The sequence below is a fragment of the Thermosynechococcus sp. OHK43 genome, assembly GCF_014466085.1.
In the GTDB taxonomy this organism is placed as follows: Bacteria; Cyanobacteriota; Cyanobacteriia; order Thermosynechococcales; family Thermosynechococcaceae; genus Thermosynechococcus.
In genome coordinates this window covers 1-15,260 of the sequence record NZ_JACOMP010000071.1, presented here as the reverse complement: position 1 = coordinate 15,260, position 15,260 = coordinate 1, and the positions used below count along the sequence as shown (strand labels likewise).

At 53.9% G+C, this 15,260-nt stretch carries 16 protein-coding genes; 4 read left to right on the top strand and 12 right to left on the bottom strand.

Annotation, left to right across the window (positions count from 1 at the left end):
* Together H8Q75_RS03120 and H8Q75_RS03115 are read right to left on the bottom strand one after the other, a co-directional pair.
* Positions 1–1,843: proline dehydrogenase family protein (locus H8Q75_RS03120; protein WP_297040418.1), on the bottom strand; the 1,843-nt coding region annotated here is incomplete at its 3' end.
* A 67-nt stretch (positions 1,844–1,910) separates the two neighbouring features.
* Positions 1,911–2,072 carry a hypothetical protein gene (locus H8Q75_RS03115; protein ID WP_297040416.1) on the bottom strand — a complete coding sequence of 54 codons (162 nt, stop codon included), beginning with the start codon at positions 2,070–2,072 and terminating at the stop codon, positions 1,911–1,913.
* A 226-nt stretch (positions 2,073–2,298) separates the two neighbouring features.
* Here H8Q75_RS03115 and priA point away from each other — a divergent pair, with 226 nt between their 5' ends.
* On the top strand, positions 2,299–4,740 hold the full coding sequence (gene priA / locus H8Q75_RS03110; protein WP_024125067.1) for a primosomal protein N': 2,442 nt from the start codon (positions 2,299–2,301) through the stop codon (positions 4,738–4,740).
* Here the strand turns inward: priA and cruF are convergent.
* The 9 genes from cruF to lepB form a co-directional block, all read right to left on the bottom strand.
* Positions 4,696–5,610 (bottom strand): gamma-carotene 1'-hydroxylase CruF, encoded by a 915-nt coding sequence (gene cruF / locus H8Q75_RS03105; protein ID WP_024125066.1) that lies wholly within the window; start codon positions 5,608–5,610, stop codon positions 4,696–4,698. The two genes, priA and cruF, sit on opposite strands and share 45 nt — an antisense overlap.
* 70 nt (positions 5,611–5,680) lie before the next feature.
* Positions 5,681–6,376 (bottom strand): energy-coupling factor transporter transmembrane component T, encoded by a 696-nt coding sequence (locus H8Q75_RS03100; protein ID WP_024125065.1) that lies wholly within the window; start codon positions 6,374–6,376, stop codon positions 5,681–5,683.
* Positions 6,377–6,397: 21 nt separating this feature from the next.
* Positions 6,398–7,111 (bottom strand): TrkA family potassium uptake protein, encoded by a 714-nt coding sequence (locus H8Q75_RS03095; protein WP_024125064.1) that lies wholly within the window; start codon positions 7,109–7,111, stop codon positions 6,398–6,400.
* A gap of 32 nt (positions 7,112–7,143) precedes the next feature.
* Positions 7,144–7,431 (bottom strand): glutaredoxin family protein, encoded by a 288-nt coding sequence (locus tag H8Q75_RS03090; RefSeq protein WP_024125063.1) that lies wholly within the window; start codon positions 7,429–7,431, stop codon positions 7,144–7,146.
* Positions 7,428–7,895 (bottom strand): VOC family protein, encoded by a 468-nt coding sequence (locus H8Q75_RS03085; protein ID WP_024125062.1) that lies wholly within the window; start codon positions 7,893–7,895, stop codon positions 7,428–7,430. The genes H8Q75_RS03090 and H8Q75_RS03085 overlap by 4 nt, the downstream gene beginning before the upstream one ends.
* 107 nt (positions 7,896–8,002) lie before the next feature.
* Positions 8,003–8,317: a hypothetical protein gene (locus H8Q75_RS03080; protein ID WP_024125061.1), complete on the bottom strand. Its 315-nt coding sequence runs from the start codon at positions 8,315–8,317 to the stop codon at positions 8,003–8,005.
* A 48-nt stretch (positions 8,318–8,365) separates the two neighbouring features.
* The gene (locus H8Q75_RS03075) at positions 8,366–9,691 is read right to left on the bottom strand and encodes an aspartate aminotransferase family protein (protein WP_024125060.1); all 1,326 of its coding nucleotides are present in this window, start codon (positions 9,689–9,691) and stop codon (positions 8,366–8,368) included.
* Between the two features lie 4 nt (positions 9,692–9,695).
* Complete coding sequence (locus tag H8Q75_RS03070) at positions 9,696–10,523, bottom strand: DUF975 family protein (protein ID WP_024125059.1); 828 nt, start codon at positions 10,521–10,523, stop codon at positions 9,696–9,698.
* A gap of 318 nt (positions 10,524–10,841) precedes the next feature.
* A complete protein-coding gene (gene lepB, locus H8Q75_RS03065) occupies positions 10,842–11,411 on the bottom strand; it encodes a signal peptidase I (protein ID WP_297040407.1) in 570 nt (189 codons plus the stop codon).
* A gap of 326 nt (positions 11,412–11,737) precedes the next feature.
* On the opposite strand from lepB, the gene H8Q75_RS03060 reads away from it, so the two are divergent.
* On the top strand, positions 11,738–12,424 hold the full coding sequence (locus H8Q75_RS03060) for a TPM domain-containing protein (RefSeq protein ID WP_024125057.1): 687 nt from the start codon (positions 11,738–11,740) through the stop codon (positions 12,422–12,424).
* Positions 12,425–12,443: 19 nt separating this feature from the next.
* Positions 12,444–13,178, top strand: coding sequence for a 2-phosphosulfolactate phosphatase family protein (locus tag H8Q75_RS03055; RefSeq protein WP_024125056.1), 735 nt, complete (start codon positions 12,444–12,446; stop codon positions 13,176–13,178).
* Here H8Q75_RS03055 and H8Q75_RS03050 read toward each other — a convergent pair.
* Entirely contained in the window at positions 13,168–14,046 is an 879-nt protein-coding gene (locus tag H8Q75_RS03050) for a 4-hydroxybenzoate solanesyltransferase (RefSeq protein ID WP_297040398.1), read from the bottom strand. The two genes, H8Q75_RS03055 and H8Q75_RS03050, sit on opposite strands and share 11 nt — an antisense overlap.
* Positions 14,047–14,199: 153 nt before the next feature.
* Between H8Q75_RS03050 and corA the strand changes: the two genes are divergently transcribed.
* The coding region (gene corA / locus H8Q75_RS03045) for a magnesium/cobalt transporter CorA (protein WP_297040395.1) at positions 14,200–15,260 on the top strand (1,061 nt) is incomplete at its 3' end.

Below are 15,260 nucleotides of genomic sequence, written 5' to 3'. Positions count from 1 at the left end.
CGGGAAAGTTGCGGTCATAGCCGCCGCTGAGGCGCTCCATTTCATCGGCGTAGTAGCGGCAAAAATCAACGGCTTCCGAGACTTCGGCATCCCCTTCTGCCACCACCTTGCCCACTTCGTAGCACATCCAAGCCACTAGTTCATGGCGCTGTGCCTCTAGGAGATCTGCTGCCCGCCGTAGCAGAGTTGCCCGTTCGGCCACGGGGGTCTGTTGCCATTGGGCTTGAGCGGCTTTGGCAGCCCGGATCGCATGCTCGGCATCTTCAATGGTGGCCAGGCCAACCCGACCGACGATTTCCTCCGGCTGCGAGGGGTTCAGGGAGTGACTGTATTCGCGGCGATTGACGCGATCGCCATTGATGATGGGGGTATAGGTGTGCCCCAGTTGGCGATGGACATGAATTAAGGCCGCTTGAATGGCTTCCCGCTGGCTGGCTCGGGCATAGTCACTATTGGCAGCATTGACAAAGGTTGAAGTCTTGCCCGTGGTCAGATGGACGTTCACAGCTGCAAAGTCCGCCGTTGGTTCCGGTGGTGCCAGTAATTCCTCGACGGCCACAGCCCCCAACTGTTGGCGTAAAAAGGAACTGTTGGCGGTATTTTCCAAAAGCCGCCGAATCAGGTAGGCCATCCCCGGAATGAGATCGCCATAGGGACAATAGACCCGCACCGTTTGCCCTGCGTCCACCAGTGCCTTGGCCAGTTTATCGGCCATGCCGTAGAGAACTTGGCATTCCATGGCTGTGGGCGGAATGTGCTGCTGTTGAGCGATGGCGATCGCCCGCGCTTGGGAACGCACATTATGGCTAGCGATCGCCGTACGCAAAACCGTATGGTGACTCAGGAGCAGTTCAATGATGCGCTCAAAGTTGGCATCAGTGTCCTGTTTGTGTTGATAGACGGGCAATGGCCAATGATGTTGTACTGCTTTAATGAGTTCCTGATCCCAGTAGGCGCCCTTGACCACCCGCACGGTAATTGGTGTGCCCCGCTGTTGCACCCAAGTAATTAGATCTTGGGCATCTTGGTAGCTATCCCGCAGATAGGCCTGCAGTGTTAGCCCAATATCGGCGCGATCGCGAAACTCTGGCTCTAGCAAAATATCCTTGAGGATCGCCAAGGTAATGTCTTTGTAGGCATACTGTTCCATATCAAAGTGCACCGCCACCCCCAATTCTTGGGCACGATGCAACAGCCGGCGAATCGGCTCTCCCACCTTGGCCCGGCAGCCAGAAACATCCAAAGGATCAAACTGGGAGTAAAAGGCCGTCAGCTTTACGGAGACCTGGACTGGATTCAGGCCCTCCCGTTGGCCCAAGGGACTGAGGTGCTCCATCAAATCAAGGTAGCGATCGCAATACTGCTGTGCCTCTGCCTCCGTAATCACAGCTTCCCCCAGAATATCCATCGTCACCAGCATGCCCTGCTTGCGCAGACGGCCAATGGTTTTCAGCACCTGCTCGGTAGTTTCACCGGCAATGTACTTGTGGGCAAGGGCTTGAACTGCTGTTGTGAAGGTGGTTGCCGCTGCTTGGGCGGGCAGGGAATCCGGCTGGGCAAAGTTCAAGAGTTTTTTCAGGCCGGGCGGCAACTCCACACTGGGGTCACTGAGGTACTCCTGCAAGTGGCGTGCCACCTCGGTTTTGCTGCGCAGACTCGGCAGACAGTCAATGAGGCGAAAGAGTTGTACCCGTAGACCCGGATGTTCCATAGCCCAGCCGAGGAGCTTATCTTCAATGCGCATTTGCTCCCGCAGTTGGCTAAAGAAGTTGCGTGACTCTTGGCTAGCCGCCCACAGTTGACGGGCGATCGCGATCGTTTTTGCTTCGTAAAGACCGGTCATGGAGAATGTTAGGTGAGGAGCAGTTTTTCCTATTTTCCCATGTCCTCTCAAGCAAACAACCCAATTCTCAGTGGGGACAAATAAGACAAATCAATTGACGGCTGGCTCGCACCAAGCAAATGTGCTCCGACACCTTAGCCAAGGCAACCCTGATGATCCGTATCGTGGTAAAACTGGCGGGTGTGATATTGGTTGTTAAGACTGTCCCCTTGAGAAAGTGGCGCGCCACAGGGCACAATCTCCCTATTTGGCCAGCAAGCCCTGGGGCCTACTAGGCCTGCAGCACCTTGTCCAAGCAGCGACAGTTGAAACGATGCCCATCGGGATCAACCACGACCCGAGGAGGCGATATAGTCGCCATGGCAGTTGGGTTGGGGTAAATTGCCGTTTTGGGCAAGGATAGGAAGTAGCAGCAAAGTTCTCCCAAGGCTGCCATTCATGGCTCTCCCCGCAAGATGACGAGTTCCTATTTAGGATTTCCCTCTCATGAAGGCCCTACCTACGCCAGTGTGCTTGTGGACTGTCCGGGGGCAACCGCAGCCTATACCTACCAAATTCCTAGGGGTTGGCAGGTGCAGGGGGGAGACGTGGTGGAAGTGCCCTTTGGCTCTCAGGTGGCACGCGGGATTGTTCTAGAGGTGTTGGCGGCATTGCCCCCATCAGTCGAGCCCCAGCGGTTGCGATCGCTCCTTGAGGTGGTTGACCAGCAGCTTTTTCCCAAGGACTACTGGGCCCTGTTAGAGCAGATTGCCACCTACTACTGCACACCTTTTATCCAAGTGGTACGCACTGCTCTGCCGCCGGGGGTTTTGGGGCGATCGCAACGGCGGGTACGCCTGCGGCCACAACAGGGGATCCCCCCCCTTTCGGAACAAGGGCAACATCTACTGCGCTTTCTCCAGACCAAAGGCAGTGGGGACTACAGTGTACGCTACCTCCAGCAACAGCTTCCCAAGGTTCAGCGGGCCCTCCAAGAGCTCGAACGCCTTGGCCTAGTGGAAACCTACTTAGCGGCACCCGCGAGTCAACAGCCAAAACAGCAACAGGCAGTGATACTCCTCAATAGTAAAGGGGAAACCTTAACGCAGCGGCAGCGCCAAATCCTCCGCTACTTGCAGCAACAGGGTCGCGATTGCTGGCTACAGGAGGTGCTCAAGGCCACGGGCACGACCCCCCAAACCCTCCACCGCCTTGCTGCTAAAGGGTACATTGCCATTGTGGAGCGGCAGCACTGCCGCACTGAACGGGGGATAGCGGTGACACCCGATCGGCCAAAAACACTGACGACGGCCCAAGCCACTGCCCTGCAAGTCATTTCAAAACACCTAGACTGTGCCCAAACGTTTCTCCTACACGGGGTCACGGGCTCGGGTAAAACGGAAGTTTATCTGCAAGTTATTGCTGAGTGTCTAGGGCGAGGGCGATCGGCCTTGTTGCTGGTGCCGGAGATTGGCTTGACACCCCAACTGACGGATCGAGTGCGAGCCCGCTTTGGTGAACGCCTGTTGGTTTATCACAGCGGTCTCAGCGAGGGAGAGCGCTACGATACTTGGCGATTGACCCTGATGCCGGAGCCACGGGTAATCATTGGCACGCGCTCGGCGGTACTGCTGCCTTTGGTGGGCTTGGGTTTGATCATTCTCGATGAAGAGCACGACAGCGGCTACAAACAGGATCAACCTCAGCCCTGCTACCATGCCCGCACTGTTGCCCAATGGCGATCGCGCCAGCAACAGTGTCCCCTGATTTTAGGAACCGCCACCCCTGCCCTCAGCACTTGGCAGGCTGCCCAGGAGGGACAGATTCACCTCCTTTCCCTACCTCAGCGCATTCATGCCACCCCCTTACCCCCCATCACGATCGTGGATATGCGCCAAGAATTGCACCGTGGCAACCGTTCGATGCTCAGCCGTCCGCTTCAAGAAGCGCTGGCGAATCTTCAGGGACAGCAGGCGATTCTCTTTGTACCGCGGCGGGGTCACAGCACGTTTGTCTCCTGTCGCAGTTGTGGCACAGTGATCTACTGTCCCCATTGCAGTGTGTCTCTGACTGGGCACCTCTTTGGCGAAGAAATGGAAGTGCTGCGCTGCCATTATTGCAACTACACTCAGGGGGTGCCGCAGCGCTGTCCCAGTTGTGGGTCCCCCTATCTCAAGCCCTTCGGTGGGGGAACGCAGCGGGTGGTGAGGGAACTGAATCGCCTCTTTCCCCAGTTGCGAGTACTGCGCTTTGACAGTGATACCACCCAACGCAAGGGTGCCCATCGCCAGTTATTGACTCAATTTGCAGCCGGCGAAGCCGATGTGATGGTGGGGACGCAAATGCTGACGAAGGGAATTGATTTGCCGCAGGTCGCCCTCGTGGGAATTTTGGCTGCCGATAGTCTCCTGCACTTGCCCGATTATCAGGCGGCAGAACGCACGTTTCAAATTCTCACCCAGGTGGCGGGGCGATCGGGTCGAGGGGCGCATCCCGGTAAGGTTATTCTCCAAACCTATGTGCCGGATCATCCAGTGATTACAGCAGTCCAAGCCTATGACTGGGACAGCTTTGCTACCCAGGAGCTCAGTAGCCGCGCCCCCTTGGGCTATCCCCCCTATGCCCAACTGATCCTGCTGCGCTTGAGTAGTCCTGATCCTGAGGAAGTAGCCACAACGGCACAGGCAATTGCCCAACAACTCCAGATCTTGGCCCCGGTTTCTCAGGGAGACTGGGAACTCCTTGGCCCCGCCCCCGCCGCGATCGCCAAAATTGCTGGCCGCCACCGCTGGCAAATTTTACTCAAGGGCAAATTACTGCAAAGTTCTGAACTCGGCCAAGCCCTGATGCATCTCAAGGGGCAATGTCCCCGCTCAACCCGCCTCAGTATTGATGTTGACCCCCTGAACTTTCTCTAAGGGTGCTTCGGCAAACCACCACAGGGCTGTGACCGGCACGACCCCCAAAACAAATCCCAACGTTACCGGAATCCAAAAGCGTTGATCCAAGGACGTGAGCGTAATCATTGCCCCAAAGGCAAAATTCACCAGATACACCACCAAGGGGGTAATCAGTTGTCCACGGTTGACGACCATTGGCTTTGGCCACCAAGTGATCATCGCCAGTCCCATAAACACGGCTCCTGTGCCCGTCCAGCCCAGAATATTGCGGTAGGGCATACCAAAGAACTCACCCACCTCCTGAAATTGCCAAAAGGGAATCGTGGTTTGACTCATGGCCGGATCAAGGACAAAATCCCAAGCCGTTAAAAAGATGGCTCCCAAGCCTACCGTCATCAAAGCTGCCCCCAACCCCACGCCTTTGCCTTCCCGCCGGGGACGACTAATGAAACCACTGTAGGCCAAAAGAAACGTGACTAGCCCCATATAAAACCAAGAAAGGGGAATCGTGAAGGGTACTAACCCAGCAATTTTGTAGCCCAAGCCACTGAGGTAACCGTAATGGCCAAAGGGAAAGCCGGTACTCGTCCCCAACAGTTCACTGGTGAGGGAAATGCCCACCGCTGGCAGCAAAAAGCTAAGGAGTTTGCCAAGGCCAAAGTTGCGATAGGTATGAAGGGCGATCGCCAGCGCACCCAGGATAATATAAACTACGCCGCCATTCCCCATACTCCATTGAAAAAGTTGCTGACCCCACGCGGGCAATGCCAAAATAAACTCGGGACGGGGTACAACGAGGAGCAACCCCGCTAAGCCAAAGGCCATCGCCACAATATGGCCAACGAGGCACACCTGCTCCGCAACGAAAAGCGTGTTCTTGGGTTTCATAGGGGCAATCTCAAAGGGGCAACCGTTTACAAATGTTAATATGTTAATGTATCACTGTTCCCACCATTGGCTATTCACTCCAAAAAGGCAGTTTGATTTCCCCAAGGGTGTCATAGGTTGCCAACAACCCTGCCCCTATGCTAGCAATCAGCGTGAGCCCCCAACTCCACGGTGCTCCCTCAGAAAATTGAGGACGACGGTGGAGGATTTGCCCATAACCCCGTAGCCGCATTGCTAGGTAAATCTGCTGGGATCGTTCTTCGGTGCGAATTAGAAAGCTGCCAATCACTTGCCCCCAAGGGCGAAGACGGCCCCAACTCAACTGAAATCCTCGCAGAAACAGAGCCTGCTGCATTTGCGCCAACTGTCTCTCCAGCTCAAAAAGGTAGCGATAGGTCAATGCCAGGGTATCCACCAACAGCGGCGGTAGCCCCCACCAGCGACAAACGCGCACCCACTCGCTAAAGGTGAGGGTGTCGAGCAAGACCACTCCCAGAGCCAGACACAGCAGCAGGCGCCAAGGGAGCAGGAATGACATCGGCCACGGGGTTAGTGCCAAAAGTGCCCACAGCCCTAGAAAAAAGAGCCACATCTGCCGTAGACGTTTGCCCAAGCGCTCCCAGGGGAGGTGGCTCAGGGTGTAGAGCAGCACCACCAGCACAGTCGCGATCGCCAGGCTGGGCCAGCGCTGCAAACTGCTAATACAAAGAATCCATAGAAAAATAGCTAATACCCGTGCGGGGGGCGACCAGTGATGGAAGCTCAACAGCCTAGACCTGGGTTTGTCTCAGTGAATGTGCTGACTACGCAAAAAGCGCTCAATATCGTTATTGTCACCAATCACCACCATGATGTCCCCTTGATGCAGCTTCTGGCTGGGACTGGGATTGATTTCAAACTTATCATCAAAGCGCAGGGCAATCAGGTTCAAACCATAGCGACTGCGGAGTTCAACCTCCGCAACTGTACGGCCATGAAATGCTGCGGGTACTTTCACTTCCACAATACTCTTTTGCGGATCGAGGTCAAGACAGTCTAAAATCGCAGGTCGAGTGAGCGATCGCGCCAGTTCACAACCTGCCTCATATTCTGGAAAGACAACCCGGTCGGCCCCTACCCGCTCTAACAATTTCTTGTGAACTTCCGATGAAGCCTTAGCAATAACCTTGGGAACACCGGCTTCCTTGAGGTTGAGTGTGGTAATAATACTGGCATCCAGGTGATTGCCAATGGCCACAATGACCGTTTCAAACTCAAAAATTCCTGCCTCCTTCAGGGCTTGAGGATCGGTAGCATCCAATTGAATCGCATGATCCACAATGTGATCTTGGAGGACTTGATTCACTAGCCGCTCCTGATTGTCACTGCCAAGCACCTCATAGCCCATTCCGTGCAGGGTTTCACACACCCCGCGGCCAAACCGTCCTAGGCCAATGACCGCAAACTGCTGCGAGAGCTTGACGCCACGGCCACGAAAGAGCATCGCTCCCAGGTCTACCATGCGTGAGTTCCTTCTTGGTTTTGCTATGCCGATTATGCACCTGAATTGGCCGCCGCTGATCCAGTTCCCTTGGCCAATTCCTGGAGACGTTGACGAATGTGGGCCACCGAGGCACGGGGGGAAAGTCGCGGCACAGACATCACTTGGGCCCCAATCACTAGGTAGAGAACAGGAATCTCGTACTGGTAAGCCTGCCACCAATCTTCACGGCTGGTGATGTCGCGTACTTCAAGGGTAAATTCCCTCAAGGTGGCCAGCTTTTCCTGCAGTCCTTCACAGAGGTGACAGCCCGGCTTGCTGTAGAGAATCAGATGACTCACGGTTGCGGTGCAGAAACGAGGGGGGTATCCCCAATCTTACGGTAATCCCGCAGACCAAAAATGGCTTCTGGGTGGCGGTAGTGTTTAATTTCAATCAGGTTGTGGAAGGGGTCTGCAAGAAAAAAGGTTTGGTGCTCTAAGGGGGTATTGGCAAAGCGGGTACGGGGTGGTTGGTAAAAGTTCAGCCCCTTGTGGATCACGCGATTGCAGAGATTTTGCCAGTCTGCCTGCCCCAAGAAAATTAGGCCAAAGTGGCGCGGATAGATTCCTTTGGGGGCCACCAAGGGTTCCTCGGTGACATGGGCCACCAGTTGATGACCATAGAGCTTCATGATCAGGCAGTGGGGATTTTCCCGCCCCGGTTCGCACCCCAAACCATCAATGTAGTAGGCCTTGGTGTCGGTGAGATTATTGACGGGAAAGGCCAAGTGAAATAGCACTGGAGCGATCGCCAACTGAGCCATAGATTTCTCTTGAAGGAAAATGGCTAAATTAGCTGCTATTGTAGCAGGAGAAGAAGCTCTTGACCTGCTTCCCAACTCGAGTCAAGTATCAATTCCTGTATTGTTGCTTATCGACAACGGAATGGATAACAGGGGTAATAGGGGTAGTAAACCGGTGAATAGGGGGGCTGGTAAATTATGGGGCGGGGTGGATAGGGCACTGGCACGATAATGTAGGTCGCTGATTGCCCCGGCGGCCGGTAAATGATCGGATGGTAGGGATCATACTGCGGTGTCCGTGGCCGCCCAAAGGACTCTAGCCCCGGGAAGAAGATATCGACACCCGGCTGATTGGGAAAGAGGGGATAGGCAGCACGGCCAGGGGGCGCGATCGCCAGCAGTGTCACAAAGCTACTGATGGCCAGTGGGAGGACGCGTAACATACAAGCCTCCAAGGAGAGAGTGATCCTTTAGATTTGACGCTGTGGTACCTAGGGAAGTTCCTGGAGAACTCGACTTAAAATGTCCACCATTTGATCAATGTGCGATCGCTCCACAATCAACGGTGGCGAGAGGGCAATAATATCTCCCGTGACACGAATCAATAGTCCCGCTTCAAAGGCCCGACACAGGGCATCATAGCCCCGTGTTCCTCCTTGACCCTCCCGTGGCGCCAATTCAATGCCAGCCACCAAACCCAAGTTGCGAATATCAATGACATGGGGAAGACCCCGTAGACTGTGGATGGCCTCCTGCCAATAAGGCGCAAGGGAAGCCGCCCGCTCAAATAGGGCTTCTTTCTCGTAAATCTCTAGGGTTGTCAAGGCAGCGGCACAGGCAAGGGGATGTCCCGAATAGGTGTAGCCATGGAAAAACTCAATCTGTCCCGCTGGTCCTTGCATAAAGGTGTCGTAAATCTCATCGCGGACAATGACCGCTCCCATTGGCACAGCGGCATTGGTGAGACCCTTAGCAACAGTGATGAGATCTGGAGTGACGCCAAAGTATTGACTGGCAAAGGGGGCACCGAGACGGCCAAAGCCTGTGATCACCTCATCAAAGATCAGCAAGATGCCGTAGCGATCGCAAATGGCACGGAGGCGTTCCAAATATCCCTGAGGCGGAATCAATACTCCGGTAGAGCCAGCAAGGGGTTCGACAATGACCGCTGCAATTGTTGAGGCATCATGGAGCGCCACTAGGCGTTCTAGCTCATCGGCTAAATGTGCCCCCCAAGTGGGTTGCCCTTTGCTGAAGGCGTTGTGTTCCAGGTTGTGGGTGTGGGGCAAATGATCTACCCCTGCCAAGAGAGAACCAAAGAACTTGCGATTGGGGGCAATTCCCCCCACCGAAGTCCCACCAAAGCCAACCCCGTGATAGCCTCGCTCCCGCCCAATGAGCCGTTGCCGCGTCCCTTCTCCCCGCAGCCGATGGTAAGCGAGGGCAATTTTTAAGGCTGTATCCACGGCCTCAGAGCCAGAGTTGGCAAAAAAGACATGGTTGAGGGGGTCAGGCGTAATTCTGCGCAGGCGATCGGCCACCTGAAAGGGTCCCGGATGTCCCATCTGAAATGTGGGGGCAAAATCTAGGGTGGCTGCCTGTTGGGCGATCGCGCTAACAATTTCCGGACGGCAGTGCCCAGCATTAACACACCACAACCCAGCCGTGCCATCGAGAATCTCACGGCCATCTATACTCCTGTAGTACATCCCCGCTGCCGAAACAAGGAGCCGCGGACTTTGCTTGAACTGGCGGTTTGCGGTAAAGGGCATCCAAAAGGGGTCGAGGTTGAGATCCACAAGGGTGGGCAGCGTCATTGCTCTAAGACGGGTTGGTGGTATCAGTGGTGGGTCTGAGGCCAATAATATCGCGGTAGGCTGCCACAATTACACAATTACTCCAGGGACCAGTCACCAGCAGCCCCACACAGCAGAGACAAAAGCCCAAAATATTGCAGAAAATAATTGACACAATGAGGAAAAAGCAGCGCCACCAATTACGGGAGACCAAGCGGCGACTTGTTTCTAGGGCTGGCCACACGTCAAACTGGTGTTCCACCACCAAAGGTACAGCAAACACGTAGGCTATCCCAAAGTAAATCCCCGGCAGCAGCAGGACCACACCCAGGAAGATTAAAACAGGGTTGAGTCCATCCGGTACAGGGGGAAGCTGCTCCAGTAACGCTAGCAGTTGTTCTAAGTCGGCATCGGGCTTCGCTGCTTCAGCTGCCGCCTGCTCTAATATCCTTTGCAACAAGGGTAGCCCCGCAATCATGAATAGAAGGCTGGCACTGATCACAAACACATTCGTAATCAAGATGATCGCTAGGTTTGTCAATAGGATGGGCAAAAAGTAGTTGTTTTTGAACGCATTAAAAAATTCGCTAAATGTGGGTCTTTGGTTGCGGGCAATGCGAAAGCTGAAAAAGTAGTAGCCTGCGGCGAAGGGCCCTGACAAAATCGTGCTAACAATCAGGCCAACCCCTGGAATATTGTTGAGTACACCATTGATAATCGTCATCAGAACCAGGAAGCCAATGTAGGCAGCGGGTTGGGTGCTGAAAATTTCCCAGCCCTCCTTGAAGTATTGACCAATTCTGACCTGATAACGACGGTTGGCGATCGCTTGGGGAGTATGTTCACTGTACATGATGACACTTCCTAAGGAGGCATCTTTAGCCTAGCGATCGCTTGCGGCAGCATCAACTGTCAATGTATCACTTTTTACCTTTCTAATTACCTTTCTAAAACAGAGGATACAATTTGGCGGCAGTCTCTTGCTGCGACGATCATTTGAGTTGGTTAGCAGTGTTTTCTTACGATATCTTTGGCTTGCAGCCAAACCCATAGCGCGCTACAGGTGGGAGCAACGGTTATTAAAACCATGAAAACCTATTTGTTAGGTGAGCCGAGCTGCCCATTGAGTGAGGAAGGGGGGAGGATGCCAAACAGTGATGCAGCTGGCCACCTAGGTAGCCGGAGACAAAATTTTGCCCGCATGGTTAGGGGGCCAATAGCAGGCGATCGCCCGACCAATGACATTCTCCAGGGGCAAAAATCCCCAGATGTGGGAGTCGTTGCTGTGGTTGCGGTTATCCCCCATAACAAAAAGCATATTCTCTGGCACGGTGACTGGGGAGAGCGTATAAATGGGTGGCTCAGCAATGTAGGGCTCATCGAGGGGGCGATCGTTGACCCAAACGCGGCCATCATGCACGGCAACGGTATCCCCGGCTGTCGCAATCACCCGCTTAATTAGGGCTTGATCAGCACCATAGCCCAGGGTTTGCAAGAGGGGTGGGGTATAGAAGACAACAATATCCCCCCGCTGGGGCGATCGCTGGCGATAGGTGATCTTTTCTACCACAATGCGATCGCCGGGCCAAAGTGTTGGCTCCATAGACTCTGAGGGAATAAAACGCGACTCCGCTACAAAAACGCGAATCAGGAGTGTGATCAGCACAGCCACCCCAATCAACAGGGCATTATTGCGTAGCGATCGCCAACGAGAAGAGGAATGGGTTACCGAAGCAGACATGCAGCTTTTTTCTAAAATATGGAGGTTTTTCTAGATATAGAATAAACGAAGGCGATGAAATACTACCCTACAGTGACCTTCACAGTGTTAAGCGTATTCTATTGAAAGAGAGCTGTACCATTTCTATGGGTTAGGTTGATAAACCCACTTACTTTCAAATCCTTGACTAATAACCAAGGACATTATTTTTGGGCAAGGTTTACGCTTGGGGGTGCTCCTTCGTAGAGCAGTTCTTTGGGAAATACTTTAAGATTTGTTAAAAGAAAATTTAGTTTTGCAAGCAATATCTGGGAAAATTGCATTGAGAGATACAGGATGAAGCACAGATGCATTGGCAAGTGGCTTGGAAAAACGGCATTCGCTATCTTTTGCTGGCACTACTCGCTAGTACGTTGTGGGTTACCCCTGTCTGGGCAACCGGGGCGATCGATATCCCCTTTCCGGGAACAGCAGCCGGGGTCATTGATGAGGGCAATGTGCTCAGTGCCGTCACCCAAGGCAGTGTTGGGCGATCGCTCCAAGACCTCTCCGAGGCAACGGGCATTCATGTTCATATTGTTACCCTACACCGCCTTGACTATGGCGAAACCCCCCAGAGCTTTGTGGATGACCTCTTTAGCCAGTGGTTTCCCGATCCTGCGTCCCAGGCCAATCAAGTGATCATTGCCCTCGATACCGTCACCAATGGCACAGCGATTCATTATGGCGACGCCGTGGCCGAGCGCTTGAATCCTGAAACCGCTGAAAGTATTGTCCAAGAAACGATGCGGGTGCCCCTGCGGGAGGGCAACTACAATCAATCGGTACTTGACACCGTTGATCGCCTTGGGAAAGTCCTCAAAGGCGAACCGGATCCGGGACCCCCAGTGGTACGCGAAGTGGTTGTCGAGAAAACCTACAAAAGCAAAGAGGAAACGGACGATCGCTCCGCCACAATTCTTGTGGTTGCCCTGCTCATTGCCGCTACAGTGATCCCAATGGTGACATACTTTATGTATCAAGGATCATCGTAGCCAAACTCCCCTTCCATTTATGAAAATCTATACCTACCACACACCAGAGGGTGTACCAGCCGACTGGCAGCCCGACTGTGCCATTGCTGTCGATGTCCTGCGGGCAACCACCACGATCGCCACTGCTCTAGCCGCTGGAGCAGAAGCCGTTCAAGTCTTTAGTGATCTGACAGAACTCGAACAAGTCAGTCAGCAATGGCCGGCAGCCAAGCGGATTCGCGTTGGTGAACGGGGGGGGAAAAAAGTTGCTGGCTTTGATATGGGCAATTCTCCTGCTGAATGCTTGCCGGAGCGGGTGAGAGGATGTCGCCTCTTTATGAGTACTACCAATGGCACCCGTTCCCTTGAGCGAATTCAGGCAAGTCCCCTCGTTCTCGCTGCCGCCCTTGTCAATCGTGCCGCCGTTGCTGAGTTTGTCCAAAAACATCAACCGGCAACCCTCTGGATTGTTGGTTCGGGCTGGGAAGGCAGCTATTCCCTCGAAGATACTGTCTGTGCTGGGGCACTGATTCATTACCTCTGGGGTCAGCAGGATGCCCCCCTCGAAACCCTTGCTGGCAATGACGAAACCATTGCTGCCACTGCTCTGTACCGCTACTACCAAGATGATCTATTGACCCTCTTTCACCATTCCAGCCACGGGCAGCGCCTCCTTAATCTGGGCAATGAAGCCGATCTCAAATACTGTGCCCAAGTGGACATTCTGACAATTGTGCCGTGGCAGGTTTCTCCCAAGCTCTTGACTAAGGCCTAGGGCACCACATCCCCACCCAGAGCAAAAAGCCCAACCAGACATTTTCATTGAAGTAACGACCATAGGTCTGAATGGGGAGCGTTGTTGTTTGGGTATCGCGGCGCTCGTGGGTGTAAATTTGCAGGGATTGGCGCAGCCAAAAGTAGGTGGTGACTGCCAAAGCCAGCCAAAATCGCCAAGGGAGTCCTGCCCTCAAGCCAACAATCATCAGGAATATCACCGTCAGTGCATAAAATAGCGCGATCGCCAAGGGCGCATGGGCACCGAAAAATAAGGCACTGGAATTGACCCCCAGTCGGCGGTCGTCGGGGCGATCGGGCATGGCATACACCGTATCAAAGGCTAATGTCCACATCACCACTGCTGCCCACAACCACGCGGTGGTCAAGGTTAAGCGTCCCTGTACCGCTGCCCAGGGAATGAGCACAGCAAACCCCCAGGCCACTGCTAAGACCAGTTGTGGAATTGGCAACACTCGCTTCGCCAAGGGATAGAGGAGAATCACCGGCACTGCCGCCACCGCCAGCCAATACCCCAAGGGAGTAAGGTAGAATGTCAATCCCCAAGCACAGAGTAAAGCAATCACCATCAAGCCCAAGGCCACACCAAGGGAGAGTCGGCGACTGGCTAGGGGGCGGTTTTGAGTCCGCTGCACATGGGGGTCAATATTGCGATCCCAGCAGTCATTGACAATGCAGCCCGCCGCACTCGTGGCGATCGCCCCCACCGTGATAATCAGTAGCAACTTCAACGACGGCAAGCCTTCACTAGCCAATGTCAAAGACCAGAGGGCAGGAATGAGGAGAATCAAACGACCTGCCGGCTGATGCCACCGCAACAGTTGGGCGATCGCGACCCAAATTGACACTGAGGTTCTCGAAACTTGAGAATTCACCGCACCGCTCCCACCGTGAATGCCACTACACTTAAAAATCTTAACTTTTCAGGCAGTTTTGGGACGTTGCCGCTCAATTTGCCCTAAGTTTCTAGTAGCCCGTTTGCCCTCCGTCTGTTACCCTTTATGGCCAGGCAACCCTTTCACTTTTTCCGCAATGTCCCCTCACCCCCTGCCGAGGAAGAAGATAACTATCTCGAAGATTACTTCTTTGATGAACCCGGAGCCATGCCCGGCACCCTCAGTATTGAGGCTGACGCTCCACCACCGACCATTAATCTCATTGACTATCAGCTAGATCAGGCCAGCCGTCGCATTTTAGAAACTCCGGAAGAATGTGGCCCCTACCTCAGGAGTCCGTCTGTCAGTTGGATTGATGTTCAAGGCATTGGCGATGAAGATGTGATGCGGCGCCTCGGTCAAGTTTTTCAGCTGCACCCCATTGTTCTTGAAGACATTGTCAACGTTCCGCAGCGCCCCAAAGTTGAAGACCATGGCGATTACATGGTCCTGATTACCCGCATGGTCACCCCCAAAGAAAATGAACACGGCTTTTATACCGAACAGGTGAGCTTTGTCTTGGGGCAACATTTCTTGCTCACCGTCCAGGAGGAACCCGAACGGGACTGTTTTGAGATGGTGCGGCAGCGGATTCGGACAAGTCGGGGCATTATTCGCCGCTACGGCCCCGATTATCTGGCCTATGCCCTCCTAGATGCCATTATTGATGGCTTTTATCCGGTTCTGGAGGACTATGGCGAGCGTATTGAGGCGCTGGAGGATGCTGTTGTTACCCATCCCAGTCCCGCCATCCTCGAAGAAGTCCACCAAGTGCGCCGCGAACTACTGGCGCTGCGCCGTGCCATTTGGCCGCAACGGGATGCTATCAATGCCATGATTCGAGATTCCAGCCCCCTCCTTTCGGAGGAAGTGCGTATCTATCTGCGGGATTGTTATGACCATGCAATTCAGGTGCTAGATATGGTGGAAACCTACCGCGAACTGGCGGCCAGTTTAATGGAGGTGTATCTTTCCTCCGTTGGTAATAAAATGAACGAAATTATGAAGATTCTGACGATCATTTCGACGATTTTCATACCATTAACGTTTATTGTCGGTATCTATGGCATGAACTTTGATCCCGATGCCTCCCCTTGGAATATGCCAGAATTGAAGTGGTATTGGGG